The organism is Pseudomonas sp. SJZ079, assembly GCF_007993865.1.
In the GTDB taxonomy this organism is placed as follows: domain Bacteria; phylum Pseudomonadota; class Gammaproteobacteria; order Pseudomonadales; family Pseudomonadaceae; genus Aquipseudomonas.
Genome location: NZ_VIUH01000033.1, coordinates 23,057 through 49,690 on the forward strand (window position 1 = coordinate 23,057; position 26,634 = coordinate 49,690).

23 protein-coding genes, 1 tRNA gene and 1 pseudogene are annotated in these 26,634 nt (G+C 60.8%); 13 read left to right on the forward strand and 12 right to left on the reverse strand.

The annotated features are described in order from the left end of the window. The first annotated feature begins 13 nt into the window (after positions 1 to 13). The 5 genes from lolA (at position 14) to cysG (ending at position 5,186) form a co-directional block, all read left to right on the forward strand. The gene (lolA, locus tag FBY03_RS20880) at positions 14 to 640 is read left to right on the forward strand and encodes an outer membrane lipoprotein chaperone LolA (protein ID WP_147174271.1); all 627 of its coding nucleotides are present in this window, start codon (positions 14 to 16) and stop codon (positions 638 to 640) included. Positions 641 to 659: 19 nt separating this feature from the next. Next, the gene (locus FBY03_RS20885; protein ID WP_147174272.1) at positions 660 to 1,985 is read left to right on the forward strand and encodes a replication-associated recombination protein A; all 1,326 of its coding nucleotides are present in this window, start codon (positions 660 to 662) and stop codon (positions 1,983 to 1,985) included. After that, entirely contained in the window at positions 1,982 to 2,356 is a 375-nt protein-coding gene (gene crcB, locus FBY03_RS20890) for a fluoride efflux transporter CrcB (protein WP_147174273.1), read from the forward strand. The genes FBY03_RS20885 and crcB overlap by 4 nt, the downstream gene beginning before the upstream one ends. Positions 2,357 to 2,371: 15 nt before the next feature. Beyond that, the gene (gene serS, locus FBY03_RS20895) at positions 2,372 to 3,652 is read left to right on the forward strand and encodes a serine--tRNA ligase (protein WP_147174274.1); all 1,281 of its coding nucleotides are present in this window, start codon (positions 2,372 to 2,374) and stop codon (positions 3,650 to 3,652) included. A 139-nt stretch (positions 3,653 to 3,791) separates the two neighbouring features. Next, positions 3,792 to 5,186, forward strand: a complete 1,395-nt coding sequence (cysG, locus tag FBY03_RS20900) for a siroheme synthase CysG (protein WP_147174275.1) — start codon at positions 3,792 to 3,794, stop codon at positions 5,184 to 5,186. A 151-nt stretch (positions 5,187 to 5,337) separates the two neighbouring features. Here the strand turns inward: cysG and FBY03_RS20905 are convergent, their stop codons facing one another. From FBY03_RS20905 to FBY03_RS20930, 6 genes are all read right to left on the reverse strand, one after another. Next, entirely contained in the window at positions 5,338 to 6,321 is a 984-nt protein-coding gene (locus tag FBY03_RS20905; protein ID WP_147174276.1) for a glycosyl transferase family protein, read from the reverse strand. Further along, entirely contained in the window at positions 6,318 to 6,653 is a 336-nt protein-coding gene (locus FBY03_RS20910) for a TusE/DsrC/DsvC family sulfur relay protein (RefSeq protein ID WP_147174277.1), read from the reverse strand. Before FBY03_RS20910 ends, FBY03_RS20905 begins: the two co-directional genes overlap by 4 nt. Beyond that, positions 6,650 to 6,949: a sulfurtransferase complex subunit TusB gene (gene tusB / locus FBY03_RS20915; protein ID WP_147174278.1), complete on the reverse strand. Its 300-nt coding sequence runs from the start codon at positions 6,947 to 6,949 to the stop codon at positions 6,650 to 6,652. Before tusB ends, FBY03_RS20910 begins: the two co-directional genes overlap by 4 nt. Further along, positions 6,949 to 7,308, reverse strand: coding sequence for a sulfurtransferase complex subunit TusC (gene tusC, locus FBY03_RS20920; protein WP_147174279.1), 360 nt, complete (start codon positions 7,306 to 7,308; stop codon positions 6,949 to 6,951). Before tusC ends, tusB begins: the two co-directional genes overlap by 1 nt. A 1-nt stretch (position 7,309) precedes the next feature. Next, a complete protein-coding gene (tusD, locus tag FBY03_RS20925; protein ID WP_147174280.1) occupies positions 7,310 to 7,702 on the reverse strand; it encodes a sulfurtransferase complex subunit TusD in 393 nt (130 codons plus the stop codon). A 110-nt stretch (positions 7,703 to 7,812) separates the two neighbouring features. Next, positions 7,813 to 8,481, reverse strand: a complete 669-nt coding sequence (locus FBY03_RS20930) for a Bax inhibitor-1/YccA family protein (protein WP_147174281.1) — start codon at positions 8,479 to 8,481, stop codon at positions 7,813 to 7,815. Between the two features lie 187 nt (positions 8,482 to 8,668). Here FBY03_RS20930 and FBY03_RS20935 point away from each other — a divergent pair. The 4 genes from FBY03_RS20935 (at position 8,669) to lhgO (ending at position 12,347) form a co-directional block, all read left to right on the forward strand. Then, positions 8,669 to 8,756, forward strand: a tRNA-Ser gene (locus FBY03_RS20935). Positions 8,757 to 9,247: 491 nt separating this feature from the next. Continuing rightward, positions 9,248 to 10,738, forward strand: coding sequence for a Fic family protein (locus FBY03_RS20940; RefSeq protein WP_147174282.1), 1,491 nt, complete (start codon positions 9,248 to 9,250; stop codon positions 10,736 to 10,738). Between the two features lie 68 nt (positions 10,739 to 10,806). After that, positions 10,807 to 11,022 (forward strand): carbon starvation induced protein CsiD, encoded by a 216-nt coding sequence (locus tag FBY03_RS20945; protein WP_256678010.1) that lies wholly within the window; start codon positions 10,807 to 10,809, stop codon positions 11,020 to 11,022. Between the two features lie 95 nt (positions 11,023 to 11,117). Then, positions 11,118 to 12,347, forward strand: coding sequence for an L-2-hydroxyglutarate oxidase (lhgO, locus tag FBY03_RS20950; protein WP_147174284.1), 1,230 nt, complete (start codon positions 11,118 to 11,120; stop codon positions 12,345 to 12,347). Between the two features lie 36 nt (positions 12,348 to 12,383). On the opposite strand, the gene FBY03_RS20955 is transcribed toward lhgO, so the two are convergent. From FBY03_RS20955 to FBY03_RS20980, 6 genes are all read right to left on the reverse strand, one after another. Continuing rightward, positions 12,384 to 13,211: an ABC transporter permease gene (locus tag FBY03_RS20955; protein WP_147174285.1), complete on the reverse strand. Its 828-nt coding sequence runs from the start codon at positions 13,209 to 13,211 to the stop codon at positions 12,384 to 12,386. A 13-nt stretch (positions 13,212 to 13,224) separates the two neighbouring features. Then, the gene (locus FBY03_RS20960) at positions 13,225 to 14,472 is read right to left on the reverse strand and encodes an ABC transporter permease (protein ID WP_147174286.1); all 1,248 of its coding nucleotides are present in this window, start codon (positions 14,470 to 14,472) and stop codon (positions 13,225 to 13,227) included. A 69-nt stretch (positions 14,473 to 14,541) separates the two neighbouring features. Beyond that, positions 14,542 to 15,576, reverse strand: a complete 1,035-nt coding sequence (locus tag FBY03_RS20965) for an ABC transporter substrate-binding protein (RefSeq protein WP_147174287.1) — start codon at positions 15,574 to 15,576, stop codon at positions 14,542 to 14,544. A gap of 43 nt (positions 15,577 to 15,619) precedes the next feature. Then, positions 15,620 to 16,732, reverse strand: coding sequence for an ABC transporter ATP-binding protein (locus FBY03_RS20970; protein WP_147174288.1), 1,113 nt, complete (start codon positions 16,730 to 16,732; stop codon positions 15,620 to 15,622). A gap of 150 nt (positions 16,733 to 16,882) precedes the next feature. After that, the gene (locus FBY03_RS20975) at positions 16,883 to 17,512 is read right to left on the reverse strand and encodes a response regulator transcription factor (RefSeq protein WP_147174289.1); all 630 of its coding nucleotides are present in this window, start codon (positions 17,510 to 17,512) and stop codon (positions 16,883 to 16,885) included. Beyond that, positions 17,509 to 19,917, reverse strand: a complete 2,409-nt coding sequence (locus tag FBY03_RS20980) for a PAS domain S-box protein (protein ID WP_147174290.1) — start codon at positions 19,915 to 19,917, stop codon at positions 17,509 to 17,511. Before FBY03_RS20980 ends, FBY03_RS20975 begins: the two co-directional genes overlap by 4 nt. A gap of 1,363 nt (positions 19,918 to 21,280) precedes the next feature. On the opposite strand from FBY03_RS20980, the gene FBY03_RS20985 reads away from it, so the two are divergent. The 4 genes and pseudogenes from FBY03_RS20985 to FBY03_RS21000 form a co-directional block, all read left to right on the forward strand. Then, the gene (locus FBY03_RS20985; RefSeq protein ID WP_256678011.1) at positions 21,281 to 22,777 is read left to right on the forward strand and encodes a multicopper oxidase family protein; all 1,497 of its coding nucleotides are present in this window, start codon (positions 21,281 to 21,283) and stop codon (positions 22,775 to 22,777) included. A 23-nt stretch (positions 22,778 to 22,800) separates the two neighbouring features. Beyond that, a complete protein-coding gene (locus FBY03_RS20990; RefSeq protein ID WP_147174291.1) occupies positions 22,801 to 23,484 on the forward strand; it encodes an SCO family protein in 684 nt (227 codons plus the stop codon). A 282-nt stretch (positions 23,485 to 23,766) separates the two neighbouring features. Then, positions 23,767 to 25,617, forward strand: a complete 1,851-nt coding sequence (locus tag FBY03_RS20995) for a multicopper oxidase family protein (protein ID WP_147174292.1) — start codon at positions 23,767 to 23,769, stop codon at positions 25,615 to 25,617. Between the two features lie 547 nt (positions 25,618 to 26,164). After that, positions 26,165 to 26,539: pseudogene (locus FBY03_RS21000) on the forward strand (response regulator); the annotation flags it as partial. Positions 26,540 to 26,634 lie beyond the last annotated feature (95 nt).

A 26,634-nucleotide genomic window follows, 5' to 3' on the forward strand; every position in this document is an offset into this window, starting at 1 on the left:
TAAGAGGACTTTCATGCGCCTGATTCGCATGCTGTTGTTGGTTGTTCTAAGCGTTTCCAGCATGTCTGCCCTGGCGGCCGACGAGGCGGCGGTGCAGCGTCTGACGCAATTGCTCAACCAGGCTCAAACCATCAGTGCGCGCTTCTCGCAACTGACCCTGGACGGTAGCGGCACTCAGCTGCAGGAAACCGCGGGCCAGTTGGTGTTGAAGCGCCCTGGCTTGTTTCGCTGGCACACCGACGAGCCGATGGAGCAGTTGCTGGTATCCAATGGCAAGAAGGTCTGGTTGTACGATCCGGACCTGCAACAGGTAACCATTCAGACCCTCGACCAGCGCCTGACGCACACGCCTGCACTGTTGCTGTCGGGTGACGTCTCGAAGATCAGCGAGAATTTCGACATCAGCTACAAGGAAGGCGGTAGCGTGGTCGATTTCATTCTCAAGCCCAAGGCCAAGGACACCCTGTTCGATAGCTTGCGTCTGTCGTTTCGCAGTGGCGTGTTGAATGACATGCAGTTGATCGACAGCATCGGCCAGCGCACCAATATTTTGTTCCTCAGTGTGAAGATGAACGAGAAACTGGATGACGGGCAGTTCAGCTTCGACATTCCGGACGGCGTGGACGTCATTCAAGAGTAAGAGGTCTTAGCCCGGTTCCATGGATCTATTTAGCAAGGCTCCTGTCGCGCAACCACTGGCTGCCCGTTTGCGCGCGGCCACTCTGGACGAGTATGTCGGTCAGGAGCACCTGCTCGCCCGTGGTAAACCGCTGCGTGAGGCGCTGGAGCAGGGCGCGCTGCACTCGATGATCTTCTGGGGACCACCGGGTGTCGGCAAAACGACTCTGGCGCGTTTATTGGCCCAGGTGACCGATGCGCATTTCGAGACGATTTCCGCGGTGCTCTCCGGGGTCAAGGAAATCCGTCAGGCGGTCGAGATTGCCCAGCAGCACGCCGCACAGTACGGTCGGCGCACCATTTTGTTCGTCGATGAAGTGCACCGCTTCAACAAGTCGCAACAGGACGCCTTCCTGCCTTACGTCGAGGACGGCACGCTGATCTTTATCGGCGCCACCACCGAAAATCCTTCGTTCGAGTTGAATAACGCCTTGCTCTCGCGCGCACGGGTCTATGTGCTGAAAAGCCTTGACGAAGCGGCGCTGCGCAAGTTGGTGGCCCGCGCCTTGAGCGACCCGAAAGGCCTGGCTGAGCGGCAACTGAGTCTGCCGGAGGAAAGCTTCAAGATTCTCCTGGCCGCGGCGGATGGCGACGGCCGGCGCCTGCTGAATTTTCTGGAAAACGCCGCGGACCTGGCCGAAGACGGCGGCGAAATCAGCCACGAGCTGTTGCTCGACCTGCTTGGCGACAGCCGTCGGCGTTTCGACAAGGGCGGTGAAGCGTTCTACGACCAGATTTCCGCACTGCATAAGTCGGTGCGTGGCTCCAGCCCCGATGGCGCCTTGTACTGGTTCGCGCGCATGCTCGATGGTGGCTGCGACCCGTTGTATATCGCCCGTCGCGTGGTGCGTATGGCTAGCGAAGACATCGGTAATGCCGATCCGCGAGCGCTGACACTGTGCCTGAATGCCTGGGATGTGCAGGAGCGCCTGGGTAGCCCGGAAGGCGAGTTGGCCGTGGCGCAGGCCATCGTCTACCTGGCCTGCGCGCCGAAGAGCAATGCTGTGTACAACGCCTTCAAGGCGGCCATGCGCGATGCCGCTGAACATGGTTCGCAGGAAGTGCCGCTGCATTTGCGCAATGCTCCGACCAAACTGATGAAAGAGTTGGGCTATGGCGACGAGTATCGCTATGCCCACGATGAGCCAGAGGCTTATGCGGCGGGTGAGGATTATTTCCCCGAGCAGTTGCCACCGCGCCAGTACTACCAGCCGGTTGCACGTGGCTTGGAATTGAAGATCCGCGACAAGCTGAATCATCTCGCCGCCCAAGATCGCGTCAGCCCGCGGCAGCGGAGAAAGCCATGATCGGCGTGTTTGTTGCGGTCGCTGCAGGCGGTACAGCCGGCTGCCTGCTGCGCTTCACGACCGCCAACTGGATCAACAGCCATTGGCCGCAGCACTTCAATATCGCCACCTTGCTGGTCAATATCGTCGGCTGTTTACTGATTGGCTACTTCTATGGCCTGTTCCTGCTCCGTCCGGATGTTCCGCTGGAGTTGCGCGCCGGTTTGCTGGTTGGCTTTCTCGGTGGCCTGACGACGTTTTCTTCCTTTTCCCTCGACACGCTGCGCTTGCTGGAAAGCGGGCAACTGCTGCTGGCCATTGGCTATGTGACACTCAGCGTGTTCGGCGGCCTGCTCGCCACCTGGGCGGGCTTGTCCCTGACCAAACTCTGATGATGAGAGACGAACATGCTTGATTCCAAATTGGTGCGCAGCCAACTCCACGAAATTGCCCAACGCCTGGCGACGCGCGGCTTCGAACTGGATGTGGCGCGTTTCGAAGCGCTGGAAGCCCAGCGCAAGACGTTGCAAACCCGCACCGAACAACTGCAGGCCGAGCGCAACAGTCGCTCCAAGGCCATTGGCCAGGCCAAGCAGCGCGGTGAGGATATCGCGCCATTGCTGGCCGATGTCGACCGCATGGGCAGCGAGCTGGACGCCGGTAAGCAGGAACTGGACGCTATTCAGAGCGAACTGGACAGCCTGCTGCTGAACATCCCCAACCTGCCACACGAGTCGGTGCCGGTCGGCGAGGATGAAGAGGCCAATGTCGAAGTACGCCGCTGGGGCACGCCGAAATCCTTCGATTTCGCGATCCAGGATCACGTCAGCCTGGGCGAACAGCATGGTTGGCTGGACTTCGAGACCGCGGCGAAGCTCTCCGGCGCCCGTTTCGCCTTGTTGCGAGGGCCTATCGCTCGACTGCACCGTGCCCTGGCGCAGTTCATGATCAACCTGCACACCGGCGAACATGGCTACGAAGAGGCCTATACCCCGTACCTGGTGCAAGCTCCTGCCTTGCAAGGCACGGGTCAGTTGCCGAAGTTCGAGGAGGATCTGTTCAAGATCAGCCGCGAAAACGAGGCCGACCTGTACCTGATTCCGACCGCCGAAGTGTCGCTGACCAATATCGTCGCGGGCGAGATTGTCGATGCCAAACAATTGCCGTTGAAGTTCGTCGCCCACACCCCGTGCTTCCGTAGCGAAGCCGGCGCTTCCGGACGCGACACCCGCGGGATGATTCGCCAACACCAGTTCGACAAAGTCGAGATGGTGCAGATCGTCGAGCCGAGCACTTCCGAAGCGGCCCTGGAAGAACTCACCGGCAATGCCGAGAAGGTGCTGCAACTGCTTGAACTGCCGTACCGCGTGCTGGCCTTGTGCACCGGCGACATGGGCTTCGGTGCGACCAAGACCTACGACCTGGAAGTCTGGGTGCCGAGTCAGGACAAGTACCGGGAAATCTCCTCCTGCTCCAACTGTGGCGACTTCCAGGCGCGGCGCATGCAGGCGCGCTACCGTAACCCGGAAACCGGCAAGCCCGAGTTGCTGCACACCTTGAATGGTTCCGGGTTGGCCGTAGGCCGCACCCTGGTGGCGGTACTGGAGAACTACCAGCAGGCCGATGGCTCGATCCGCGTTCCGGACGTGCTCAAGCCCTATATGGCCGGCATCGAGGTAATCGGCTAAAACCGCTGAGCTTTCGGCTATGCGGGCTCAACCACGCTCGCATGGCCTGCGCTGGCCAGGTTCTCCCGTGTCCGCCGTAAGATCGCAGGCTACTTTTCTCTAAGCCATCCGCCAGGATGGCGCATCTTGGGTATTTGCCATGGATTTCCTTCCCCTGTTTCACAAACTGCACGATCGCCTGGCGCTGGTGGTCGGTGGTGGTGAAGTGGCGCTGCGCAAAGCCCGCTTGCTGGCGGACGCCGGGGCTACCCTGAGAGTCGTCGCGCCAGAGGTGCGGGACGATCTGCGCGAGCTCGCCGGGCAGGGCGCCAATCAGTTGTTGCTGCGAGGCTATCAGGCAAGCGACCTGGAGGGTGTGGCGCTGATCATTGCCGCCACCGATGACGAACCCTTGAATGCGCAGATTTCCGCACAGGCTCAGGCGCTCGGTATCCCGGTCAATGTGGTGGACGCGCCGAAGCTGTGTAGCGTGATTTTCCCGGCCATCGTCGATCGTTCGCCGCTGATCGTCGCCGTCAGTAGCGGGGGTGATGCTCCGGTGTTGGCGCGACTGATCCGCGCCAAGATCGAAACCTGGATTCCAGCGACTTACGGCCAGCTGGCAGGGTTGGCGAAACGCTTCCGCGCTCAGGTTAAAGGCCTGCTGCCTGATGTGCAGCAACGCCGGGTGTTCTGGGAGGATGTATTTCAAGGGCAGATCGCCGAGAGCGTGTTTGCCGGCAAGTTGCATGAGGGTGAGCGTTTGCTCACGCAGAAAGTGGCCGGCGCCATACCGCAGGCCTTGGGTGAGGTCTATCTGGTCGGTGCCGGTCCGGGCGATCCCGATCTGTTGACCTTCCGTGCACTGCGTTTGATGCAGCAGGCCGATGTGGTGCTCTACGACCGCCTTGTCGCGCCGGCAATTATCGAATTGTGTCGCCGCGATGCCGAGCGCATCTATGTCGGCAAGCAGCGATCCGCCCATTCGGTGCCGCAGGATCAGATCAATCAGCGCTTGGTCACCCTGGCCAAAGAAGGCAAGCGGGTGCTGCGCTTGAAGGGCGGCGATCCATTTATCTTCGGCCGGGGTGGCGAAGAGATCGAAGAATTAGCGGCTCAGGGTATTCCTTTTCAGGTGGTGCCCGGCATCACCGCAGCCAGCGGCTGCGCGGCCTATGCCGGGATTCCGCTGACCCACCGCGATTACGCGCAATCGGTACGCTTCGTCACCGGCCACCTCAAGGACGGTAGCTGCGATCTGCCGTGGGCAGAGTTCACTGCGTCAAGTCAGACCCTGGTGTTCTATATGGGCCTGGTCGGCTTACCGGTGATTTGCCAGCAACTGATTGCCCACGGACGCGCCGCCAGCACGCCGGCAGCGCTGATCCAGCAAGGCACCACCAGCAATCAGCGAGTGTTTACCGGCACCTTGGCCAATCTGCCGGAGCTGGTCGCGCAGCACAACGTGCATGCACCGACCTTGGTGATAGTCGGTGAGGTGGTGCAGTTGCGCGACAAACTGGCCTGGTTCGAAGGCGCTCAGACCGAGGTTTAAGTCGCGGCTACGGCAAGCGCTATACCACTGATCCTGCCACTGCCCTTCGACCAATAACCCCATTCCCGACCCCTTTAGCCGTACGGCTTAGGGATCCAGTCTAACCAGAGTAGGCCGATTGAAAACCGCAAAAATCTGCCTGCTCATGCGGTTATTTCGATATGTCGCGCGCATCCCAGCACTGCTGCGCTCGGCTGAAGGCCTCGTCTCGCGGTGTACCAAGACCGCGTAACGCCAGTGCCATGCTGCTCAGCACGGCGAGTTGGCCGTAAGCGTCCGCGACTTCGCCCCGCCAAAATGCCTGCAAGTGCGCAGGGTTCAGCGACTCGGGTTTGACGTGACGTTGCGGCGACAGTGGCGGCCAGTCTTCATCCCAGTTTTCTCCACTCGCCGTGCCGTACAGGTGGCTGGTGGCATCCGGATTGATTTCGATCTCGCCGCCTTCGCCCTTGATCACAATGGCCGTATCGCCGAGCAACTGACTGGCTTCGCGGTGTACCGCCTGGTAGCCCGGGTGAAAGATGCTTTGCAGGCCGCAGCGTGCCGCCAAGGGGTTGAGAATCCGGGTCAGCGAGTGGATCGGCGAGCGCAAGCCGAGGGTGTTGCGCAGGTCGATCATCCGTTGCAGCCGTGGCATCCAGTCGCCCAGCGGGATAAAGGCCAATTGCTGTTGCTGCAACGCTCGTTCGACTTCGCTCCAACTGCGGCACAACGGAATAGCCAGTTGTGCGAGCACTTGTTCGCTGTACAGGCGTCCGGCGGTATGCGCGCCGCCGCCGTGCAGCAGAATACGCACGCCGCTCTGCGCCAGTGCTTTGGCGGCCAGGAGAAACCACGGCAGATGGCGCTTCTTGCCGGCATAGCTGGGCCAGTCCAGATCGACGGCTATCGGCGGCGCCTGCAGGCGCTCGCGCACCGCTTCGGCAAAGCCGGCCATTTCCTCGGCGCTTTCCTCTTTGTGCCGCAGTAGCATGAGGAAGGCACCGAGCTGGGTGTCCTCGACCTTGTCGTCGAGCAACAGGCCCATGGCTTCACGGGCTTCTGCGCGCGTGAGGTTGCGCGCGCCGCGCTTGCCTTTGCCGAGGATGCGCACGAACTGAGCGAAGGGGTGTTCCGGGGGCGTGACAAGGTTCATAGGCAATTCGTCGGTTTGGGCAGACCCGCCAGCTTGGCGGCGAGCTTGGCGGGAGCGCCATTGAACAAGCGATTGAGGTGCAGGCTATTGCCTTTTTCCGGGCCGAGCTTGAGGGCCACGTACTTGATGAGGGGGCGATTGGCCGGCGACAGCTGGAACTCGCTATAGAACGCGCGCAACAGCTGCAGAATTTCCCAGTGTTCTGCGCTCAGATTCAGCGTGTCCTGCTGCGCCAGGGCTGTGGCTACGGCCTCGGACCAGTCATCGAGATTAACTAGGTAGCCGTCTTTATCCAGTGCAATGCTGCGGCCGTCGACGATCAACTGAGTCATAGCCAGCTATTGACCTTGTCGAAGCGGCAACTGAGCTCGACAAACCCCGCGTAGTCGACCACCTGTACCCGCTGCGGCGCGCTGACGGCCCGCGCGGTCAGGTCTTCGTCCAGGGCAAATAGACCAATGTTGTCTGGCATCAACTCCAGGGCCTGGCGCTGCGCGCTACCGGGCTGCAAAGCGTAGACCGCATCGCCGCTAAGCAGCAAGCCATCGTTGGCGCCCAGCAGGCGCAGGCAACTGCTCAAGCGACTGTCGCTAAAGGGGGAATGAGAAAGCACATGCAACGTGGCCATCAGAGGGTGATCACCTGGTCATATCGGTCGATAAGGGCAGCGAGCGCGGCATCATCCAGGGCCTTTGCGGCCAGCGTCAGGGGTTGCTCAGCCAAACCGCGCTCTTGCAGGCTGCGCGCGGACGCATACAGCGACTCTACGCCGAACATCGGCAGCGCCTGCAAGTTAGCGCTCAAGTCTTTCTGTTGCAGGGTTTTGGGCTGCTGCGCGGCAGTCAGCTGAAACACCCCATCGTCGAGAAACAGCATGCCGATGGGTAAATCAAAGGCGCCGCCGGCGAGGGCGATGTCTAACGCTTCGCGCGCGCCTGGGCCTGACCAGGGGGCTTGGCGGCTGATGATCAGCAGCGATTTTTTCATCTCAAGGCCCTCCAAAACACACCAGACGATCCGCCATTTGTGCCGCCTCATGCAATTGGCCGAGCCCGGAAAGCGCCCAGGGATCGCTCAGGTTGGCGGCAGGGTGCTCGTAGCGCTGAGCTTCCTCGGTATTCAGCACGCCACGACGTAACGCAGCGGCAATGCACACCACGCCGTCCAGCTGCTGCTCGCGGACGAAATCGCGCCACTCGCCGGATACGTCCAGCTCGTCTTGCGGGGTGACGACATTGCTCGAGGCGCTGTGTACACCCTCCTGATAGAAAAACAGCCGCACTATCTCATGGCCGCCAGCCAAGGCTGCCTGGGCAAAGCGCAAGGCGCGACGCGAGGAGGGCGCATGCGGCGCGGAGAAGAGGGCAATGGCAAATTTCATGGAAGGTCCAGCGAAGATATCTGGCGGAATGATAATGCCTCAGCGCGCAAGATGCTCCCCGCAGGCATGAAAAAGCCCGCCGAAGCGGGCTTTCAGGCTACCACTAGGGATCAGTCGTCGCCGCCCATGATGCCGAAAATCTGCAGCAGGCTGACGAACAGGTTGTAGATCGACACATACAGGCTGATGGTCGCCATGATGTAGTTGCGCTCGCCGCCGTGGATGATCGCGCTGGTCTGGTAGAGGATGCAGGCCGAGGAAAACAGCACGAAACCAGCGCTAATCGCCAATTGCAGGCCGCTGATCTGGAAGAAGAAGCCCGCCAGCATGGCGCCGATCAGGACGAAGAAACCCGCGGTGATGAAGCCGCTGAGGAAGCTCATGTCCTTGCGGGTCGTCAGCACATAGGCGGACAGGCCACAGAACACCAGCGCCGTCATGGTAAAGGCCGAACTGACCACTTCCGCGCCGTTGGACATCCCCATGTAACGGTTGAGGATCGGCCCGAGGGTGTAGCCCATGAAACCGGTCAGGGCGAGGGTGGAAACCAGGCCCCATGGCGAGTTGCGCAGCTTCGCGGTGAGGAAGAACAAACCGTAGAAGCCGACCAACACCACGATAAAGTTCGGGTAAGGCACGTTGGCGCGTTGCGCCAGATAAGCCACCAGGCCGCTGAAGGCCAGGGTGATGGCCAGCAGGCCGTAGGTGTTGCGCAAGACGCGGCTGACTTCCTGCTGCTCAACCTGCGTGTGACTGAGTGCGTAATCTTGTTCGCGCATGGCGACACTCCTGTAAAGACTAGTAGATCCATGAATCAGGGTTGTGGGGATCATAACAGAGCCATGCACACTGCCAACCTTTAGAGTTTGACAGTGTGTTGCGTTCCGGTAAGATTGCCGCCCTCAGTCAAGCCAAGGCGTGATTGGGCGATTAAAAAACGGCCATGAACATTGCCGTAAAAATTTTGGAAGCGTGGCCGAGTGGTTTAAGGCAGCGGTCTTGAAAACCGCCGACGGGAAACTGTCCTAGAGTTCGAATCTCTACGCTTCCGCCATACAGATGCACCAAGGCCCCGTATTTCGGGGCCTTGTCGTTTCTGTGGTCCGCTGTTCCCTCCAGCTATTCTCGCACTTCAACTGCGCACGAATATTTTCCCGCTGCGTTACCTGTCAGCTAGGGCTGGCGCGCGTCGATGCATCTCGCCCCTTCTATGATTTCAAGTCGCGCTTTTCTGCGCACTGGATAGCCTGTTTGGTTTTCCCGTTATGGGTCACCAGCATCCTCCCGGTGAAGGTTGTGCAACGGAACACGCAGGGGCGCTGATCACTGCTCAACAGTGGCTGGGGCATCAAGACGTTGCCAGTCGAACTGTTAAAGCTGGAAGTCAGTGGCAATCACTCGCTTCGACGATCAGCTCTTTCCTGGTGGAGGGGATTTGCGGGTGTAAGAAATAAACGCAAAAAACTGTTATTTGTAAAAAAAACTTCGATCGTGTAAAAAAAACTACCTGTACCCCGCCGATTGCACATTTACCGAGGGACCGCCATGTCCGCCGTGGGATATGCCTATCTACGAGAGGCGCTGGGGCTCACTGCATTTGCGCCGAAAAGGCCGGCAATCATCAAACCCGTGACCCGTAAGACGGAGATCAACGGCTGCCTGGCCATCCCGCGCAATATCGCACCCGGAGAAGGCGAGTACCTCCAGCATATTCTCTTCGCGCTCAAGCACGAAGGGGTGAATCTGGCAATACTGGCCGAGGCATTGCCGCGGATAGAGCCCGGTGCGTTACTCGACGCGCTTGGCCAGTCGCCTAACGGCATCTATATCCGCAAGGCGTGCTTTCTGTGGGAAGCTTTTAGCGCTCAGCAACTCGACCAACCGGCCCCGGTGCGCGGGGCTGTGGCGCCGCTGTTCGATCCCGAACACTACATAACGGGCCTTTCCGTGCGCAATGCGCGCTGGCGAATCGATTTCAATGGATTGGGTTCGCTGCGCTATTGCGCGACGGTCGAGCGTACCCCGGCCATCCAGAAACTACTGGATGCGGACATCCTGACGCGGGCACAGGAGTTCATGGCCTCGTTGCCCAGGGACATGATGGATCGGGCGATCAATTGGGCCTACTTGCACGAAACCAGTGATTCCTTCGCGATTGAAAAAGAGGCGCCCACGGAGGATAAGTCGCGACGATTTATCCAGCTCCTGCGTCAGGCCCATGACCGCCGCGCGCTCTCCGAGGAGTACCTGGTCGAATTGCAGAACAGCACGGTCTCCAATCCCTTGGACCAAGCCGCGCTGTTTCGCCATCAACAGAACCACTTGCATAACGGCCTGCGCGGCGCTGCCGGCGTCAGCTATGTGCCGCCTGCACCGGAGCTATTGCGCGAACTGATGGATGAGTTGATGGCCTTCGCCAACGAGGCTGCTGCGCAGGTCGACCCGCTGGTCGTGGCGGCAGTGACCTCGTTTGGTTTTGTCTTCCTGCACCCGTTCATGGATGGCAATGGCCGCCTTTCGCGCTTCCTCATCCACCAGACCCTGTGCCGGGCCGGTGCGCTGGACAATGGTCTGCTGCTGCCGGTTTCGGTCGCCATGAAGCGGCAGGAGCAGGACTACCTGCTGACGCTGCAGGAGTTCTCGCGGCCAGCGCGCGAACGTTGGAGCGTTACCTGGCTGGATGGCGATCGACTGGCCTTCGACTTCCTAGGCCAGTCGAGTATCTACCGGTTCTGGGATGCGACGGCCTCGGTCGAGTTCACCCTGCGCATGGCCAAGCATGCCTTGGAGGTCGAGCTGCGTGAGGAAGCTGAGTTTCTCGAGCGCTACGACCGGGTGATCAAGGCCGTGAACGAGCGCTTCGACATACGTGGCAGCGATCTGTCCAGGCTGGTGATGATGTGCCTCGATAATCGGGGCGTTGTGTCGAAGCACAGGCGTAAGCAATTCGAATACAGCGTGCCCCCCGGGGCGTTCGATTGCATCGAAGAGCAAGCCAGGAAGGTGTTGCCTACGGCCCAGGACGCTGCTGACTGAGCCCATGGTGCGGAGTCGGGTTGCTCGCTAATCATCGAGCCTCTGCGCCATCGCCAGGTCTCTTCGAATTGACTTTCGCCAAGGCGAAGGTGGAGGTTTTCAGCAAGACTGTGGCTGAGTGGCCGGGGCAGGCGCTGGAATGCAAATCCTTGCTGCCGATCAACAAGCTGTACTGGCAGTACGGCCGTGATCGCTTTATCGCTCATCCAGGTTGGTGTCGCGAGCTGATGCGTCGGCGCGGGTATTTCAGTTATCCGAAACTGGGTCACCAGCAGGGTCAATAATCGCCCCTTGGGCGCAAACAATCGAACCAGAACGCTCTCGTGTAGCCCTGGTTGTTTGGCCGCGCGATAACGCCGGTCTGCTAGAGGTGAACGCTGTGTACGATTTCGTGATCATCGGTGGCGGCATCATTGGTATGTCGACCGCCATGCAGCTGATCAAGGCCTACCCAGAGTCGAAAATCCTGCTGCTCGAGAAAGAGTCCGGGCCAGCCAAGCACCAGACCGGGCACAACAGCGGCGTCATCCACGCGGGGGTCTATTACACGCCGGGCAGCCTGAAAGCTCAGTTCTGTCTGGAGGGCAATCGCGCCACCAAGTCGTTCTGTGATGAGCAGGGCATTGCCTACGATGAGTGCGGCAAGTTGCTGGTCGCCACCAATGAGGTGGAAATGCAGCGCATGCGCGCGCTGTGGGAGCGCACCGCAGCCAATGGCCTGGAGCGCGAGTGGTTGTCTGCGGAGCAGCTCAGGGAGCGCGAACCCAATATCAGCGGAATTGGCGGGATCTTCGTGCCCTCCAGCGGCATCGTCAACTATACCGAGGTCACCGCGGCCATGGCCCGCGAATTCCAGAAGCGCGGCGGCGAGATTCGCTATGGAATTGAAGTCAGCGGTTTGCAGGAACTGGCGAGCGAGATGCGGGTACATACCGAGACCGGCGATTACAGCGGGCGCTTTATGGTCAGCTGCTCGGGCCTGATGGCCGACCGCATGGTGCGCCTGCTGGGCCTTGATCCGGGCTTCAGCATCTGTCCGTTCCGTGGCGAGTACTACCTGCTGCCTGAGCAGCACAACCGCATCGTCAACCACCTGATCTACCCGATTCCCGATCCATCCATGCCGTTCCTCGGCGTGCACCTGACCCGCATGATCGATGGCAGCGTGACGGTCGGCCCGAATGCGGTGCTGGCGCTCAAACGCGAGGACTACCGCAAGCGCGACATCTCCCTGACCGACACCTTCGAGATGCTGACCACCCCGGGCATCCTCAAGGTGCTCAAGGACAACCTGCGGCCCGGACTGATCGAGATGAAGAACTCGCTGTACAAACGCGGCTATCTGCAGCTGGTGCGCAAGTACTGCCCCAGCCTCCAGGTACAGGATCTCAAGCCGTACCCGGCCGGCGTCCGCGCCCAGGCGGTGTCCAAGGACGGCAAGCTGATCGAGGATTTCCTGTTCCGCAATACTCGGCGCAGCGTCAACGTCTGCAACGCACCGTCGCCGGCGGCGACCTCGGCCATCCCGATCGGGGCTTACATCATCAAGCAGATTGATGCACAGCTGCAGGGACTGCCCAGTTTTGCCAAGACCAGGCAGCCTGCTTGAACTGCAGGGTCATGACAGTCGCTTGTTCCAGGCGGTTCAAGCAGGTTGTTGGGTACGCAGTTTTTCACTGCGCCCACGCAACCATTCCAGGGTCAGCAGCAACAGGATGGAGAAGCCGATCAGCAAGGTCGCTGCCGCGGCAATGGTCGGGCTGAGGTTTTCGCGGATACCGGCGAACATCTGCCTCGGCAGGGTGATTTGCTCCGGGCCGGCGAGGAACAGGGCCACCACCACTTCGTCGAACGAGGTGGCGAAGGCGAACAGCGCGCCGGAAATCATCCCGGGGGCGATCAGCGGTAGGGTCACCCGGCGGAACGCGGTGAGCGGTGACGCACCGAGGCTGGCGGCGGCGCGCACCAGGTTGTAGTTGAAGCCCTGCAGGGTCGCCGACACGGTGATGATCACGAAGGGCACACCTAGTACCGCGTGCACCAGGATCAACGACACATAGCTGTTGCCCATGCCCAGCGGCGCCAGGAACAGGTAACTGGCCACGCCGACAATCACCACGGGCACCACCATGGGCGAGATCAACAGGCTCATCACCAGGGCTTTGCCGCGAAAATCGCCACGGGTCAAGCCGATCGCGGCCAGGGTGCCCAGCAGCATGGCAATCAGCGTGGCTGCGGGTGCGATGATCAAGCTGTTTTTCAGGGCGCGCATCCAGCCGGCGGACTCGAAAAAGTCTTGATACCACTGCAGGGAAAAGCCCTGCAGTGGGTAGACCAGGAAACTCCCGGAGTTGAAGGACAGTGGAATGATCACCAGCACCGGCAGGATCAGAAACAGCAGCACCAGGCCGCAGAGACTGCGCAGTGCGTAATACCAGACGCGTTCGATCGGCGACATATAGGGGCTTAGCATCTCGACTCTCTCCTCAACTCAAGCGCAGGCGACTTGCGCCGACCAGCCAGCTGTACACCACGTAGAGCACCAGGGTAGCGAGCAGCAGTAGACCGCCGAGTGCCGTGGCCATGCCCCAGTTGATGCTGACGTTGGTGTAGAAGGCCACGAAGTAGCTGACCATCTGGTCGTTCGGGCTGCCGAGTAGCGCCGGGGTGATGTAGTAGCCGATGGACAGGATGAACACCAGCAAGCAACCGGCACTGACGCCGGCCAGGGTCTGCGGGAAATACACCCGCCAGAAGCTGGCAAACGGATGACAACCGAGTGAAATGGCGGCGCGCATATAGGTCGGCGAGATGCCCTTCATCACGCTGTAGATCGGCAGAATCATGAACGGCAACATGATGTGCACCATGGAGATGTAGACCCCGGCGCGGTTGAACACCAGCTGCAGGGGCTTATCGATGATGCCCAGGCTGAGCAATGCACCATTGATCAAGCCGGAGGATTGCAGCAACACGATCCAGGCTGCCACGCGGACCAGAATCGAGGTCCAGAAGGGCAGCAGCACCAGGATCATCAGCAGGTTGCTCTGCCGGGTCGGCAGGTTGGCCAGCAGGTAGGCCAGGGGGTAGGCCAGCAGCAGGCAAATAGCCGTGATCACCAAACCCATCCAGAAGGTGCGGGCAAAGATTTCCAGGTAGATCGCCTGGTCCGGCGAGGCGGGCGCCAACTCACCGAGATCGTCGATGCGATGATCCAGTGAAGCCAATAGGTAATAGGGGCTGATGCTACTGGTATTGCGGCGGATTACCTGCCAATAGGCCGGATCGCCCCAGCGTTCGTCCATGCCCTCCAGGGCATCCTTATAGGACGTCGGCTCGCTCTTGAGCGGCAAGGCGCGAGCGGTTTTCATCATCAGGCTGCGGTAACCGGCCTGCTCCATGTTCATGCGCTTTGACAAGTCACCAATGGTCCTGTTCTTGCGCGCCTCGGCCAGGTCCAGGCTGATCGCCCGGTATACCGGCTCAGCGGGCAGCGCCTTGCCATCCCAGTCGGCGATGGCCTCGACGGTGCGCGGCATAGTGCCCACCACCTCGGGATTGCTCACACTCTTGTAGAGCAGCGCGGCAATCGGCACCAGGAACACTAGCACGAGAAACAGCAGCAGCGGCGCAATCAGCGCCTGAGCTTTCAGGCGGTTGAAGCGTTCGGCACGCGCCAGGCGGCTCTTCAGGGAGGGGCCGGCAACCTCGGTCAGGGGCACTGCAATGGCCATAGCGAACTCCGAAATTCAGGGGGAACGCCCCTCTGCGCCACAGGCAGAGGGGCTCAACCGGGACGTCGCTTAGTTGCGCGCGGCCCAGGCGTTGAAGCGCTGCTCCAGCTGCTCGCCGTAATCAGCCCAGAAGGTCACGTCGATGGCCACCTGATTGGCGATGTTTTCCGGCGTGGTCGGCATGTCTTTCAGCAGTTTGGGGTCGAGCAGCTTGATCGCCTGCTTGTTGGCCGGGCCGTAGGCGATGTTCGACGAGTAAATCTTCTGCTGCTCGGGCTGCACGCTGAAGGCGGCAAATTTCTGTGCGGCGTCCAGATCCTTGGCACCCTTGGGGATGGCCCAGCTGTCGAAGTCATAGATGCCGCCGTTCCACACCACCTTCAGGTTGCTTTCGTCCTGTACCGCGGCGATACGGCCGTTGTAGGCCGAACTCATTACCACGTCGCCGGAGGCGAGGAACTGCGGCGGCTGGGCGCCGGCTTCCCACCATTGGATGCTCGGCTTGATCTGGTCGAGCTTGGCGAAGGCCCGGTCCTGGCCTTCCTTGGTGGCCAGCACGCCATAGACATCCTTCGGCGCCACGCCGTCGGCCATCAGGGCGAATTCTAGGGTGTACTTGGCGCCCTTGCGCAGGCCGCGCTTACCCGGGAATTTCTGGGTGTCCCAGAAGTCGGCCCAGCCGCTTGGCGCGGCGCTGAGCTTGTCGGCGTTGTAGGCCAGAACAGTGGACCAGACGAAGAAACCGACGCCGCAGGGCTGGATTGCGCCGGGGACAAAGTCCTCGGCGTTGCCGAATTGGGCGGGATCGAGCTCCTCGAACATGCCTTCGTCACAGCCGCGCGACAGTTCCGGCGACTCCACCTCTACCAGGCTCCACGACACGCTGTTGGTGTCGACCATGGCTTTCACCTTAGCCATTTCACCGTTGTAGTCGCCCGAAATAACTTTGTCGCCCGTGTTCTTTTCCCAGGGCTGGTAGAAGGCCTTGATCTGCGCCTGCTTGTTGGCGCCACCGAAGGAAATCACCGTCAAGTCGGCGGCCATCGCCGGTGCCGTGCAGGTCACGGCCAGAGCTAGGGCGGTGAGAGAGAGAATCTTGGTCATTGTTGTTTTCTCCACAGTGCTGGGTTGGTAAAACGCGTAAGGATCAGTGCCCCTCTAACAACGGGTCGAGCGCGCGAACGTGCTCGACCTGCCAACCGATGGGCACGACATCGCCCACTGCCAGGGCAGAGTCGAGTTCTGCAATCGGTTGTTTAACGAAAAAATCGCTCTTGCCACAGACTTCCAGGCGCACCCGGACGTGGTCGCCGAGGTAAATGAACTCCGCTACGCGCCCAGAGAAGCGGTTGCGACAGGTTTCGCTGGAACCATTCAGGCGCACGCGCTCAGGGCGGATCGACAGGGTGACTGGCGCACCTTGTTGGCCGACATTGACCGCCAGCGCCTCTACCTGTTCGCCGCGCTCCAGGCTGACTACGCAGCGATCGCCATCCTGGCTGACCAGTCGACCATTGAGGCGGTTGTTCTCACCGATGAAGTTGGCGACGAAGGTGTTATGCGGTTCTTCATAGAGGCTGCGTGGGTCGGCGATCTGCTGGATCTGGCCCTCATGGAACACCGCGACGCGGTCGGACATGGTCAGCGCCTCGCCCTGATCGTGGGTCACGTAGACCACGGTCACGCCCAGGCGCTGGTGCAGGTGCTTGATCTCCATCTGCATGTGTTCACGCAGCTGCTTATCCAGGGCACCCAAGGGTTCATCCATCAGCACCAGCTGCGGCTCGAACACCAGTGCCCGAGCCAAGGCCACGCGCTGTTGCTGACCACCGGATAGCTGGCCTGGATAGCGATTGCGGAAGTCGTCCAGTTGCACCATGGACAGCGCGCGCTTGACCCGCTCCTTGGTGTCGGTGCGCGACATGCCGCGCACCGACAAGGGGAAGGCCAGGTTCTCGGCCACTGTCATGTGCGGGAACAGGGCGTAGTTCTGGAACACCATGCCGATGTCACGTTTGTGCGGTGGCAGCCGGTTGAGCGAACGACCGCCGAGCAGGATGTCGCCGGCAGTCGGCGTTTCGAAACCGGCCAGCATCATCAGGCTGGTGGTCTTGCCCGATCCCGAAGGGCCGAGCAGGGTGAGGAACTCACCTTTGCGGATATCCAGATTGAGATCTTTAACGATCAGGTTTTCGCCATCGTAGCTCTTCTGTACGCCACGAAAGCTCACCAGCACATCGTTTGCCTGAGACTCGGTCATCGCCGCACCCTTGTTGTTGTCTGCACGCTGTTGAGCACAGACTAGGGCCGATGCAAGGCGGCGGAAATCGGGCGGGATGACAAGTGGTTATCAGGCCATCGGAGAACTTGCTGTAGGGATTGCCCTACAGCAAGTAAGGCGGCTGCCGACTCAGATCAGTTTGTGCTCCATGGCGTAACGCACCAGGTCGGCCACCGAATGCAAACCCAGTTTCTGCATCAGGCGGGCCTTGTGGGTGCTGATGGTCTTGTTACTGACGGCCAGGTGCAGGGCGATGTCGTTGACGCCTTCGCCACGCACCAGGCGCTCGAACACCGAAAATTCGCGCTCAGACAGGTGCGCGTGCGGTGGCCGCGAGTCGGTCAGGCCGACCTCGAACACCATGCGGTCTGCCAGCGCTGGATCGATGTAGCGCCCGCCGCCGGCCACCTTGCGGATGGCGGTAATCAACAGGGCAGGTTCACTGTCCTTGGTGGCATAACCGGCGGCGCCCACCTTGAGCGCACGGGCGGCCATTTGCGCCTCGTCGTGCATGGACAATACCAGGATGGCCGGCGCATTGGCCAAGGCGCGAATCCGTGGAATAGCCTCCAGCCCGCTGACACCCGGCATGGAAATGTCCAGCAACACCACATCACAGGGGGCCCGCCGCAGGCACTCGAGCAGCTGTTCGCCATTGCTCGCCTCACCCACGACTTCGAGATCCTGGGCCATGCCGATCAACTGTTTGATGCCTTCACGTACGATGGTGTGGTCTTCTGCCACCAATACTCGGATCACGCCATTTCCTCTTCGCCCAGGGCCACTCGCACGCACAGCGTAGTCCCTTCGCCGGGCTGGCTGTCAATCTGCAAACTGCCGCCGAGCATCAGTACCCGCTCCTGCATGCCGACCAGGCCGAACGATTGTCCGGCCTCGCGCGGTCCCGGAATGAAGCCCTTGCCGTCATCGCTGACGTGCAGGCACAGCTCATCGTTTTCCAGGCTCAGGTGCACCTGCACGCTATGTGCCTCAGCGTGGCGCATGACGTTGGTTAAGGCCTCCTGAAGAATGCGAAACAGGCCGATGGCCTTGGCATCGGTCAGTTTAGGCAGGTTATCGGGCACCTCGACCAGACAGGGGATTTGCGTGCGAGCCTCGAAGCGGCGTACTTGCCACTCGATGGCCGAGGCGATACCGGCATCAAGGATTGGTGGACGCAGGGCGGTGGCGACATCGCGCACCAGCTGGAACAGCTGGGCGATTAGGCGCTTCATGCTCTCCAGACGCTCGTCCAGTCCCGCTACCTGGTTGGCGAAGGCCAGCTCGCACATGGCGGTCTCCAGCTTGAGCACGGTGAGTACCTGACCCAGTTCGTCGTGCACCTCACGGGCGATGCGCGCCTTCTCTTCCTCGCGCACGCTCTCCAGGTGCGCGGACAACTGGCGCAGGCGACCGCGCGACTCGGCCAGCTCCAGCTCCACCTGCTTGTTCTCGGTGATGTCCCAGACGATGCCGTCCCACAGCATGCGACCCTCGCCCAGGCTGCGCGCGGTGGCCTTGATGTCGGCCCAACGCACCTGACCGTCCCGGGTAATGATGCGCCCTTGCCAGGACCAGTCGCTGTTGCCGGCAAGTGCGGCGTCCTGACTGCGCCGATAGCTGAGCTGGTCGTCCGGGTGAACCAGGCTACGGATGCCGCGGTCGGCCTGCTGCAACTCTGCCGCCGGATAGCCGACGAGTTCCGCACTGGCTTCGCTGATGTAGGCGAATACCACCGGTTGTTCGGCGACCGTTCGTTCCAGGCGGAACACCAGCCCGGGCACGCTACCGGCGATACCCTTGAAGCGTGCCTCGCTCTCCTGCAGCGCTGCGCTGGCGCGGCGGCGCTCGGTGACGTCGGTGAGAAATACCACCAGGTATTCGGCATCGCGAAAACGCAGAAAACTCAGCGAAACATCCACCGGCAGGTGACTGCCATCGACACACCGACAGTCGATCTCGAAACTCTGCGGGGCTTCATCATGGCTGCGCACTTTGCGCCACAAGTTCAACCAGCGATCCATGTCCAGGCTCGGTTCCAGCTCGCGCAACGGCCGGCCCACCAGCGTCCCGGGCGCATAACCGAGCATGGTTTCGGTGGCATGGTTGGCGTAGCGCACATGGCTGTCCCAGTTGACCCAGAGAATCCCGACCGTGCTGTGGTCGATGGAGAACTGACTCAAATGCAGGGCCTGTTCAGCCACCTCGCGCTGGCTCAGCTCATGGCGGCTAGTAAGCAGTTGGCCCTCCAGTTCGCGCCGCTGCCGGTGCAGGTGCAGGGTGGTCGCGCTGGCGCCGAGTCCGGCTATCAGCAGCAACAGACTCAGCCCTCGCCAAAAAGCCAGGGAGTCGCTGACCTGTGGGTATTTCAGCGGCAGCCAACGCTCGCGCAATTGATCCACCGCGCGGGCGGGCAGGGCCTGCAGACTCAGCTCGACAATCTCCGCCAGCAGCGGCTCGTCGCGGCGGCTGGCGATGCGCAGCAATTGGGGCAGGCCAATATCGCCGACGATGTTCAGGCCGGCAAACTGCGGTTCGCGTAACAGCAGGCTGAGGCGGGCTTCATCCACCACCGCGTAGTTCGCCTGCTGCCGCACTAAGCGCTGCAAGGCAGCACGCTCCGAACCGACCGCCAGCAGTAACAGATTGGGGTAGGTGCCGCTCAGGTAGTCAGCCGCCGGGCTGGGCGTGCGTAGCGCGATGGATTGGGTGCGCTCGAGACGGTCGAGGTCGACTGCACTGTGGCCGCGCTGCTCACCCACGATCAGGTGCGGCACGCGCATGTAGGGGTCAGAGTAGAGCCATTGACGTAAGCCCCTGGGGGTCTGCTGCAGCCCCGGCGCCAGATCCAGCTCGCCGCGCCGCGCCGCTGCCTCCAGCTTGGCCTGGCTGGAGAAGCGTAGCCAAACCGGCGTCACATCCATCGCCTGGAGCAGGCGGGTCATCAATTCGACATTGGCACCGGAGAGCCGCTGCTGGCGTTGATTGTACTGAGCCCAGGGGGCCTGCATGAGCAGGCCGACGCGCAGTTCGCGATGCTGTTCGAGCCAGGCCTGTTGTTGCGGGTTGAACGCCGGGCGCACGGGCGGCGGCGCAGCATTCGCGCAGGCCAGACCGAGGCACGCCACAAGCAGCAAGACGAAGCGGGGGAACGGTCGGTTCATTCTGGAAAGAGTCCTGCCTAAGCTGCAGAGGCGCGCCGGTGTGCTTCACCCGGGGCGCGCCGTTCAGCTTGTGGGTTGGTCGATCTGTGGCGGCCTTTATCATCACGCATAACGCAGCCCATGGCGATCCGTGGCTATGGCGGTTACTGGCCAGAGCCTCCTGCGCGCAGCTTGACCTACGGCGGCAGAGGCTTGTTCTGAGCCGTTTACAGTGCCTGCCAGGGCGCGATGTGGCTCGAGCCGAGGGCGATCCAGTTGCGCTGCTGTGCGGGTCAGGCTCACTGCCGGGCTCGTCGCTGGAGGGCCATGGCAGTGAGGTGCGGGCCTCAGAGCTCTGCCGCTCTTGTACGTTTCATCCGATTATCGCCGTGGTTGTCCAGCAGTTCGGCGCGAAGGCGTGCCAGCGCTGTTATTGCTCAAATGCCGTGCAGGATGATGGCTAAATGCCATTCAATATAAATAATCAAGTAAAAACAAAGTGATAAGAATCTGATGTCGACTTGATATTGATTCCGACAAATCCTTGACAAGGTGGAAGGTCGATCCTTTAGTTAAGCGTGGGAGAGGGACGAATTTGCAAGTCTTTACGCAGGGCGGGCAGTGCAGTAGGTGCCAACACCAACACAACGGGAGTGCGTCATGGACAGGGTGACACTCATTCGAGTCGTAATGGCGTATGTATCCGATCTGGCTTTTTCGGCTCACTTACGTGGGCCGCCTTTCTCTGAGTGGCAGCCCCGGTAACGTACCGCAGTGCTGCCATTAGCTTGACCCCTCTCTCCCAGCAGACAACAGAGCACTGACGAGCAGACGCGATTCAGCGCAGGCGTGCATGTCCGCAATTTATTGCCATGGGCGCCACCCAGTTTTCTTCGCTTCGTGCGGAGCACGATTTTTACCTGGCCATACCAGAGGCATGGTCGCGTGAGAACAATGTTGGGAGGGTAGGGTCATGAATTCGAAATTTTTGGCAAACGTGGACAAGCTAGAACCGGGAACCTGGCAAGTTTCCATCAAGGCTGGGGGCTGGGAACCTCAATCGAGCGCTCCCGGATCGCTGGCGAAGGGCGAGGGGCGGCGGTCCTTTCTCAAGCTCACCGCCGCTGCCATGGCGGCACCCTTGCTGTTCGCGTCGCCCGATAGCAGCGCCGGGCGACGTCGCGCACCGAATCCGACACCTGCCCCAGCTCCGGAACCCGGCCCGGTGGTACTGCCGCCCAGCCCACCAACCATTCCCTGGGTCGAGGAACTGCCCAGCGCTATCACTCCGCTGCAGCCCGCTACCCTAGGCTTGGCCCCGACGGGCGAGGCGCAAGTCGACAGAGGTGAATGCGGGCGGAACAAACATCAACGCTGGGCTGAGATGTATGCCACCCCGCGACAGTATCCGCCGGTCCACTACAAGCTGCATGCCAAGGAAAACCCGGCCTGGGTGTTCAACCCGGCCTATCCACCGCAGCGCATTTGGGGCTACGCCATAGGTGCAGGTGCGGCGGCGACTACACCGGGGCCGACCATCATGGCCCGCTATGGTCAGCCTGTGGTGGTGCGTTTTTTCAACCGCTTACCGCAGGATCATACTGGCTTCGGTTCGCCGGAGATCTCGGTGCATTTGCACAATGCGCACACCGGCTCGGAGAGTGATGGCTTTCCCGGTGACTATTTCAGCCCACTCAAAGCGGGGCCGACGCTGGCTGAACCGGGGCAGTGGAAGGATCATCTCTACTCGAACATCTATGCCGGCTATGACCAGATGCAGAACGGTATCGGCGACGAGCGCGAGGCCCTGGGCACCCTCTGGTACCACGATCATACCTTCGACTTCACCGCGCCCAACCTGTACCTCGGCATGGCCGGTTTCTATCTGCTGTATGACCACATCGACTCGGGCAATGAGCGCGACCCCAACCCCAGTGCCCTACGCCTGCCGAGCCACCCCTACGATTACCCGCTGAGCTTTGGCGACCGCCGCTTCGATGCCGGTGGCCGGCTGATCTACGATCAGGTCGAGCCGGACGGCACACTCGGCGACAAGATCGCGGTCAACGGCAAGATCGAGCCGGTACTCAAGGTAGCCGCGCGCAAATACCGCTTCCGCCTGCTCGACATTGGCCCCAGCCGGATCTACGAGTTCTACCTGCAGAAAGCCAACGGCGTATCACAGACCTTCACCCATATCGGCAACGACGGCAATCTGTTCGCGGCCCCGCTGAAGAATCAGACCAGCGTGCGCATCGCCGTGGCCGAACGTGCCGACATCGTCATCGACTTCTCGCAGTACCCGATCGGTACCGAGTTGTATCTGGTCAATCGCCTGGTGCAGACCAGGAGCCGCATGCCCGATGGCATAGGCGCGGCGACCCAGCTGCTGAAGTTTGTCGTCGACCGCTATCCGCCAGAGCAGGACCTGAGTCAGGTGCCCAATGTATTGCGCGAGCAACCGCCGCTCGATTTGGCGGAAATCGCCGCCGCGCCGGTGCGCCGCTGGGTGTTCGAGCGCAAGAACGGCATGTGGGCGATCAATGGGCAGTTCTTCAACCCGAACAGTGCGCGGGCGGTGATCCCCAAGGGCGGCGCCGAAGTCTGGGAGCTGGTGAACATCGATGACGGTTGGAGTCACCCGATTCATATCCACTTCGAGGAGGGGCGCATCCTCAGCAAGACCAAGGATGGGGTCGCCGTGCCGGTGCCGCCTTACGAACAGGGGCGCAAGGACGTGTATCTGCTCCAGGGCATGTCGAGCATCCGGCTGTTCATACGCTTCCGCGATTACGTCGGCAAGTACGTCATGCATTGCCATAACCTGATCCACGAAGACCACGCAATGATGTTGCGCTGGGACATCAAAGAAGACGACTAGTCGCTGAGACTGGAGGAATTTCTATGAATACTCGAAGAAAGCTCCTGGCCGGAATAGGCACGGCGGCACTGGGCGGACTGTTGTGGAATAGCGCTGCGCTGCAGGCGCATGAGGTATTCGAGTCGGCCGATATCGACATGGCCGACGCCAATGTGGACGACGCGCAGACCAGCTATTTTCCCAACGTCTGGCTCGACAGCCACGAGGGCAAACGAGTTCGCTTCTACGACGACCTGGTGCGCGGCAAGATAGCCGTCATCAACTTCATGTTCGTACAGTGCGGCGACATCTGCCCGACCATGACCGCCAACCTGCTCAAGGTTCAAAAGCTCCTGGGCGAGCGCATGGGGCGCGACATTTTCATGTACTCGATCAGCCTGCAACCGTTGATGGATACGCCTGAGGTACTCAAGGCTTATGCCGAGATGCATCGCGTGCAGCCCGGCTGGCAGTTTCTAACGGGTGCGGAGGCAGATATCAAACGCCTGCGTTATGGTTTGGGCTTCTATGACCCGGTCGAGGAAGTTGATAGGAACCTCGGGACTCACACCGGCATGTTGCGCATTGGTAACGATCGCAGCGAACGCTGGACCATGGCCCCGGCGCTGGCTGAGCCTGAGCGGATTTTGGCCACCATCAACCATGTCGATTCCAGCATGGTGCATACGGCATACCGGCCCGAGAGCGCTGCTAGCGGTCTCGGTTAGGTACAGCCGCTGTTTGTGCAAAGCACGGGCCTGGCCAGGGCGTTATGCCCTGGTTGCGGCTCGACGCGTCGGGGCGGAGTGCTCAGCGTCCGCCAGGTCGTTGGCGCCTGTCACTAGGAGGTTCGGCCTATTACTGGCACTGAGATGATTTTTTCTGGCCAGGGGCTGGCAAGTCAGCAGGGAGGATAAACAGCTTGGGGTGAGAGGGTTATACCCATGAAATCCCGATCCTTGGTAGACGAACAGAGAGAACTACACGCGAGCGAATCGGAGGTCGCGCGCATGCCAGTCGCTGAGGCTACGCAGACGCCCAGTGTGGAGGACTCGGCCCAAGGCGCAGCTCGGCGCAGCTTCCTTAAACTGACGGGCGCGGCACTGGCGGCCCCTCTGTTACTGAGTGCATCCGACAGCGGCGCCAAGAGTCGTCGAGGTAGAGCTGACGAGAATGACGATGCACCGGCAGCACAGCTGACCAGCCCACCAACCCTTCCCTGGCAGATCGAACTGCCCACGTCGGTCGATCAGCTGCAACCCGTCACTCTCGACCCACCGCCCATGGAGGCTGCGAACACTGCCGCCGGTGAGGCCGGTCGCGCCCCGCATCAGCGCTGGAATGAACTGTACGTAACTGCGCGGCAGTACTCGCCGGTCCATTACGAGTTGAGCGCCAAGGAAAATCCCGCCTGGGTCTTCAATCCCGCCTATCCGCCACAGCGCATCTGGGGCTATGAAGGCAAGGTGCCGGGGGCAACCACACCTGGACCGGCTATCTTCGCCTACTACGGCCAACCGACCATAGTCCGCTTTCACAATCGCCTGCCGCAGGACCATGTGGGCTTCGGCTCGCCGGAGATCTCCACCCACCTGCACAACGCGCACACCGCATCGGAGAGCGATGGCTTTCCAGGCGACTACTACAGCGCCAACAAGGCCGGCCCGACCCTGGCCTCGCCCGGGGAGTTCAAGGATCACTTCTACGCCAATATCTACGCCGGCTACGATGAGCAGCAGAACGGCATCGGCGACCCGCGTGAGGCCCTGGGCACGCTGTTTTACCACGATCACACGCTGGACTTTACCGCGCCTAACGTAGTGCGTGGCCTGATGGGCTTTTATCTGATTTTCGATCACATCGACTCGGGTAATGAGCACGACCCCAGCCCAAGCGCCCTGCGCCTACCCAGCTACCCCTACGATTACCCATTGGATTTTTCCGACCGTTTGTTCGACCGCAATGGGATCCTGTTCTGGGATCAGGTCAATCCGGAAGGGGTGCTCGGTGACAAAGTGACAGTCAACGGCTACATCGAACCGGTGCTGAGGGTGGCTGCACGCAAGTACCGCCTGCGCTTGCTCAATGGCGGGCCGAGTCGCTTCTACGAGTTCTATCTGGTCACGCCGGACGACAAGGAGCAGCGCTTCACGTACATCGCTAATGACGGCAACTTGCTGCCGGCGCCACTGCTCGACCAGTTCAAGGTTCGGCTCGGCGTGACCGAGCGTGCCGATATAGTCGTGGACTTTTCCCAATACCCCATCGGCACCGAGCTGTACCTGGTGAATCGGCTGCGCCAGGAAAAGACCCGTTTGCCCAAGGACGTGGAAAAGCCTGGCACCCGTGTGCTGAAGATCATCGTCGATCGTTACCCACCAGAGCAGGACGTTAGCCGGGTGCCCGCCGTGTTACGTGAGTTGCGCCCGTTCGACCAGGAGGAAATCGACAATGCCAAGGTGCGTCGCTGGGAGTTCGAACGGCGCAACGGCATGTGGGCGGTGAACGGCAAGTTCTTCGACCCTACCGTCACTCGCGCCAAGATCAGGCAAGGCGCAACCGAGGTCTGGGAGTTGGTGAATGACTCCGGCGGCTGGGCCCACCCCATCCACATCCACTTCGAGGAGGGGCGCATTCTCAGCAAGACCCGAGAAGGCAAAGAGGTGCCGGTGCCGCCCCATGAGCAGGGGCGCAAAGACGTTTTCGTGCTCGAAGGTGGCTCGACTATCAGGGTGCTCATACGTTTCCGCGACTTCCTCGGCAAGCACCCGATGCACTGCCACAACCTGATCCACGAAGACCACGCGATGATGGTGCGCTGGGACATCGAGGAGGATAACAGTGGCAGTGGTAGTAGTTGAGGGCCTGCGGATATCAAGCGTTGAGGGGCATGTTTACGATGACTTGATCCCTCACCGCAACCGCCCTCAACAGCAGGTGCCGCTCAGCCGATGATATTCAACAAACCGAGGAGTGCGCCGCGCCCCTGATGCACTCAGCCCATGCCGCCGCTATGGCTAAGTCGTTGCGACTGCAGGGGCTGTCTATTGCGGCAATTCTATCGGTTGCTCGGTTCTGCCAAAGCCCCGGCGCCCATGATGCAAATTCCTTGTGTATACTCCCGGCAGCTCGAAATTCATGGCGATTCGAAAAACTCGGAAAGCTATTCCGATGTGCGAGTTAATCGTAAGTTATTGATATAGGATGATTTATTTTTGACTCTGGCTTGAGCGTCGTGTTTCCTGGCTTGCGTAATTCTGTTGTCGGATCAATATTTTGTAGTATTTTTGACGCTTAGTTTTTGGCGATCTTCCGCCAATTTAGAGCCGGCTGGAGGCTTATTGCTATGACAGCGGCAACCCATCTAGAGCGCTGCATTGAGCGGCTGACGCAGAACGAGGTGTCCGCTTGATTAGGGTGCTGGTGGTCGATGACCACGATCTGGTCCGTACGGGCATCACGCGCATGTTGGCCGATATCGAGGGCCTGCAAGTCGTTGGCCAGGCGCAGTCGGGCGAAGAGTCGCTGATCAAGACCCGTGAGCTCAAGCCGGATGTAGTGCTGATGGACGTCAGGATGCCCGGTATCGGCGGTCTTGAAGCCACCCGCAAACTCATTCGCAGCCACCCCGATTTGAAAGTCGTCGCGGTCACCGCCTGCGAAGAAGATCCGTTCCCTACGCGTTTATTACAGGCCGGTGCGGCAGGCTACCTGACCAAGGGCGCAGGCCTCGAGGAAATGGTCCAGGCGATTCGTCTGGTGTTCGGCGGGCAGCGCTATATCAGGATCTTCGCATTGTCGCGGGGAAGAGAGGATTGACAGTCAGGGATGCAGGTAAATTGGCAGTCGCCAAACACACCAGCCCCTGCACCCTGCTG

What these genes read in the sequence shown, in the direction of transcription:
- FBY03_RS20940 (WP_147174282.1), top strand. Translation starts at nt 9,248, where the DNA reads ATGTCCGCCGTGGGATATGCCTATCTACGAGAGGCGCTGGGGCTCACT.
- FBY03_RS20910 (WP_147174277.1), bottom strand. Translation starts at nt 6,653, where the DNA reads ATGACTCAGTTGATCGTCGACGGCCGCAGCATTGCACTGGATAAAGAC.
- FBY03_RS20905 (WP_147174276.1), bottom strand. Translation starts at nt 6,321, where the DNA reads ATGAACCTTGTCACGCCCCCGGAACACCCCTTCGCTCAGTTCGTGCGC.
- FBY03_RS20985 (WP_256678011.1), top strand. Translation starts at nt 21,281, where the DNA reads ATGTATGCCACCCCGCGACAGTATCCGCCGGTCCACTACAAGCTGCAT.
- crcB (WP_147174273.1), top strand. Translation starts at nt 1,982, where the DNA reads ATGATCGGCGTGTTTGTTGCGGTCGCTGCAGGCGGTACAGCCGGCTGC.
- FBY03_RS20990 (WP_147174291.1), top strand. Translation starts at nt 22,801, where the DNA reads ATGAATACTCGAAGAAAGCTCCTGGCCGGAATAGGCACGGCGGCACTG.
- FBY03_RS20995 (WP_147174292.1), top strand. Translation starts at nt 23,767, where the DNA reads ATGCCAGTCGCTGAGGCTACGCAGACGCCCAGTGTGGAGGACTCGGCC.
- serS (WP_147174274.1), top strand. Translation starts at nt 2,372, where the DNA reads ATGCTTGATTCCAAATTGGTGCGCAGCCAACTCCACGAAATTGCCCAA.
- lolA (WP_147174271.1), top strand. Translation starts at nt 14, where the DNA reads ATGCGCCTGATTCGCATGCTGTTGTTGGTTGTTCTAAGCGTTTCCAGC.
- tusD (WP_147174280.1), bottom strand. Translation starts at nt 7,702, where the DNA reads ATGAAATTTGCCATTGCCCTCTTCTCCGCGCCGCATGCGCCCTCCTCG.
- FBY03_RS20970 (WP_147174288.1), bottom strand. Translation starts at nt 16,732, where the DNA reads ATGACCGAGTCTCAGGCAAACGATGTGCTGGTGAGCTTTCGTGGCGTA.
- FBY03_RS20930 (WP_147174281.1), bottom strand. Translation starts at nt 8,481, where the DNA reads ATGCGCGAACAAGATTACGCACTCAGTCACACGCAGGTTGAGCAGCAG.
- tusB (WP_147174278.1), bottom strand. Translation starts at nt 6,949, where the DNA reads ATGGCCACGTTGCATGTGCTTTCTCATTCCCCCTTTAGCGACAGTCGC.
- cysG (WP_147174275.1), top strand. Translation starts at nt 3,792, where the DNA reads ATGGATTTCCTTCCCCTGTTTCACAAACTGCACGATCGCCTGGCGCTG.
- FBY03_RS20955 (WP_147174285.1), bottom strand. Translation starts at nt 13,211, where the DNA reads ATGCTAAGCCCCTATATGTCGCCGATCGAACGCGTCTGGTATTACGCA.
- tusC (WP_147174279.1), bottom strand. Translation starts at nt 7,308, where the DNA reads ATGAAAAAATCGCTGCTGATCATCAGCCGCCAAGCCCCCTGGTCAGGC.
- FBY03_RS20960 (WP_147174286.1), bottom strand. Translation starts at nt 14,472, where the DNA reads ATGGCCATTGCAGTGCCCCTGACCGAGGTTGCCGGCCCCTCCCTGAAG.
- FBY03_RS20885 (WP_147174272.1), top strand. Translation starts at nt 660, where the DNA reads ATGGATCTATTTAGCAAGGCTCCTGTCGCGCAACCACTGGCTGCCCGT.
- FBY03_RS20980 (WP_147174290.1), bottom strand. Translation starts at nt 19,917, where the DNA reads ATGAACCGACCGTTCCCCCGCTTCGTCTTGCTGCTTGTGGCGTGCCTC.
- FBY03_RS20965 (WP_147174287.1), bottom strand. Translation starts at nt 15,576, where the DNA reads ATGACCAAGATTCTCTCTCTCACCGCCCTAGCTCTGGCCGTGACCTGC.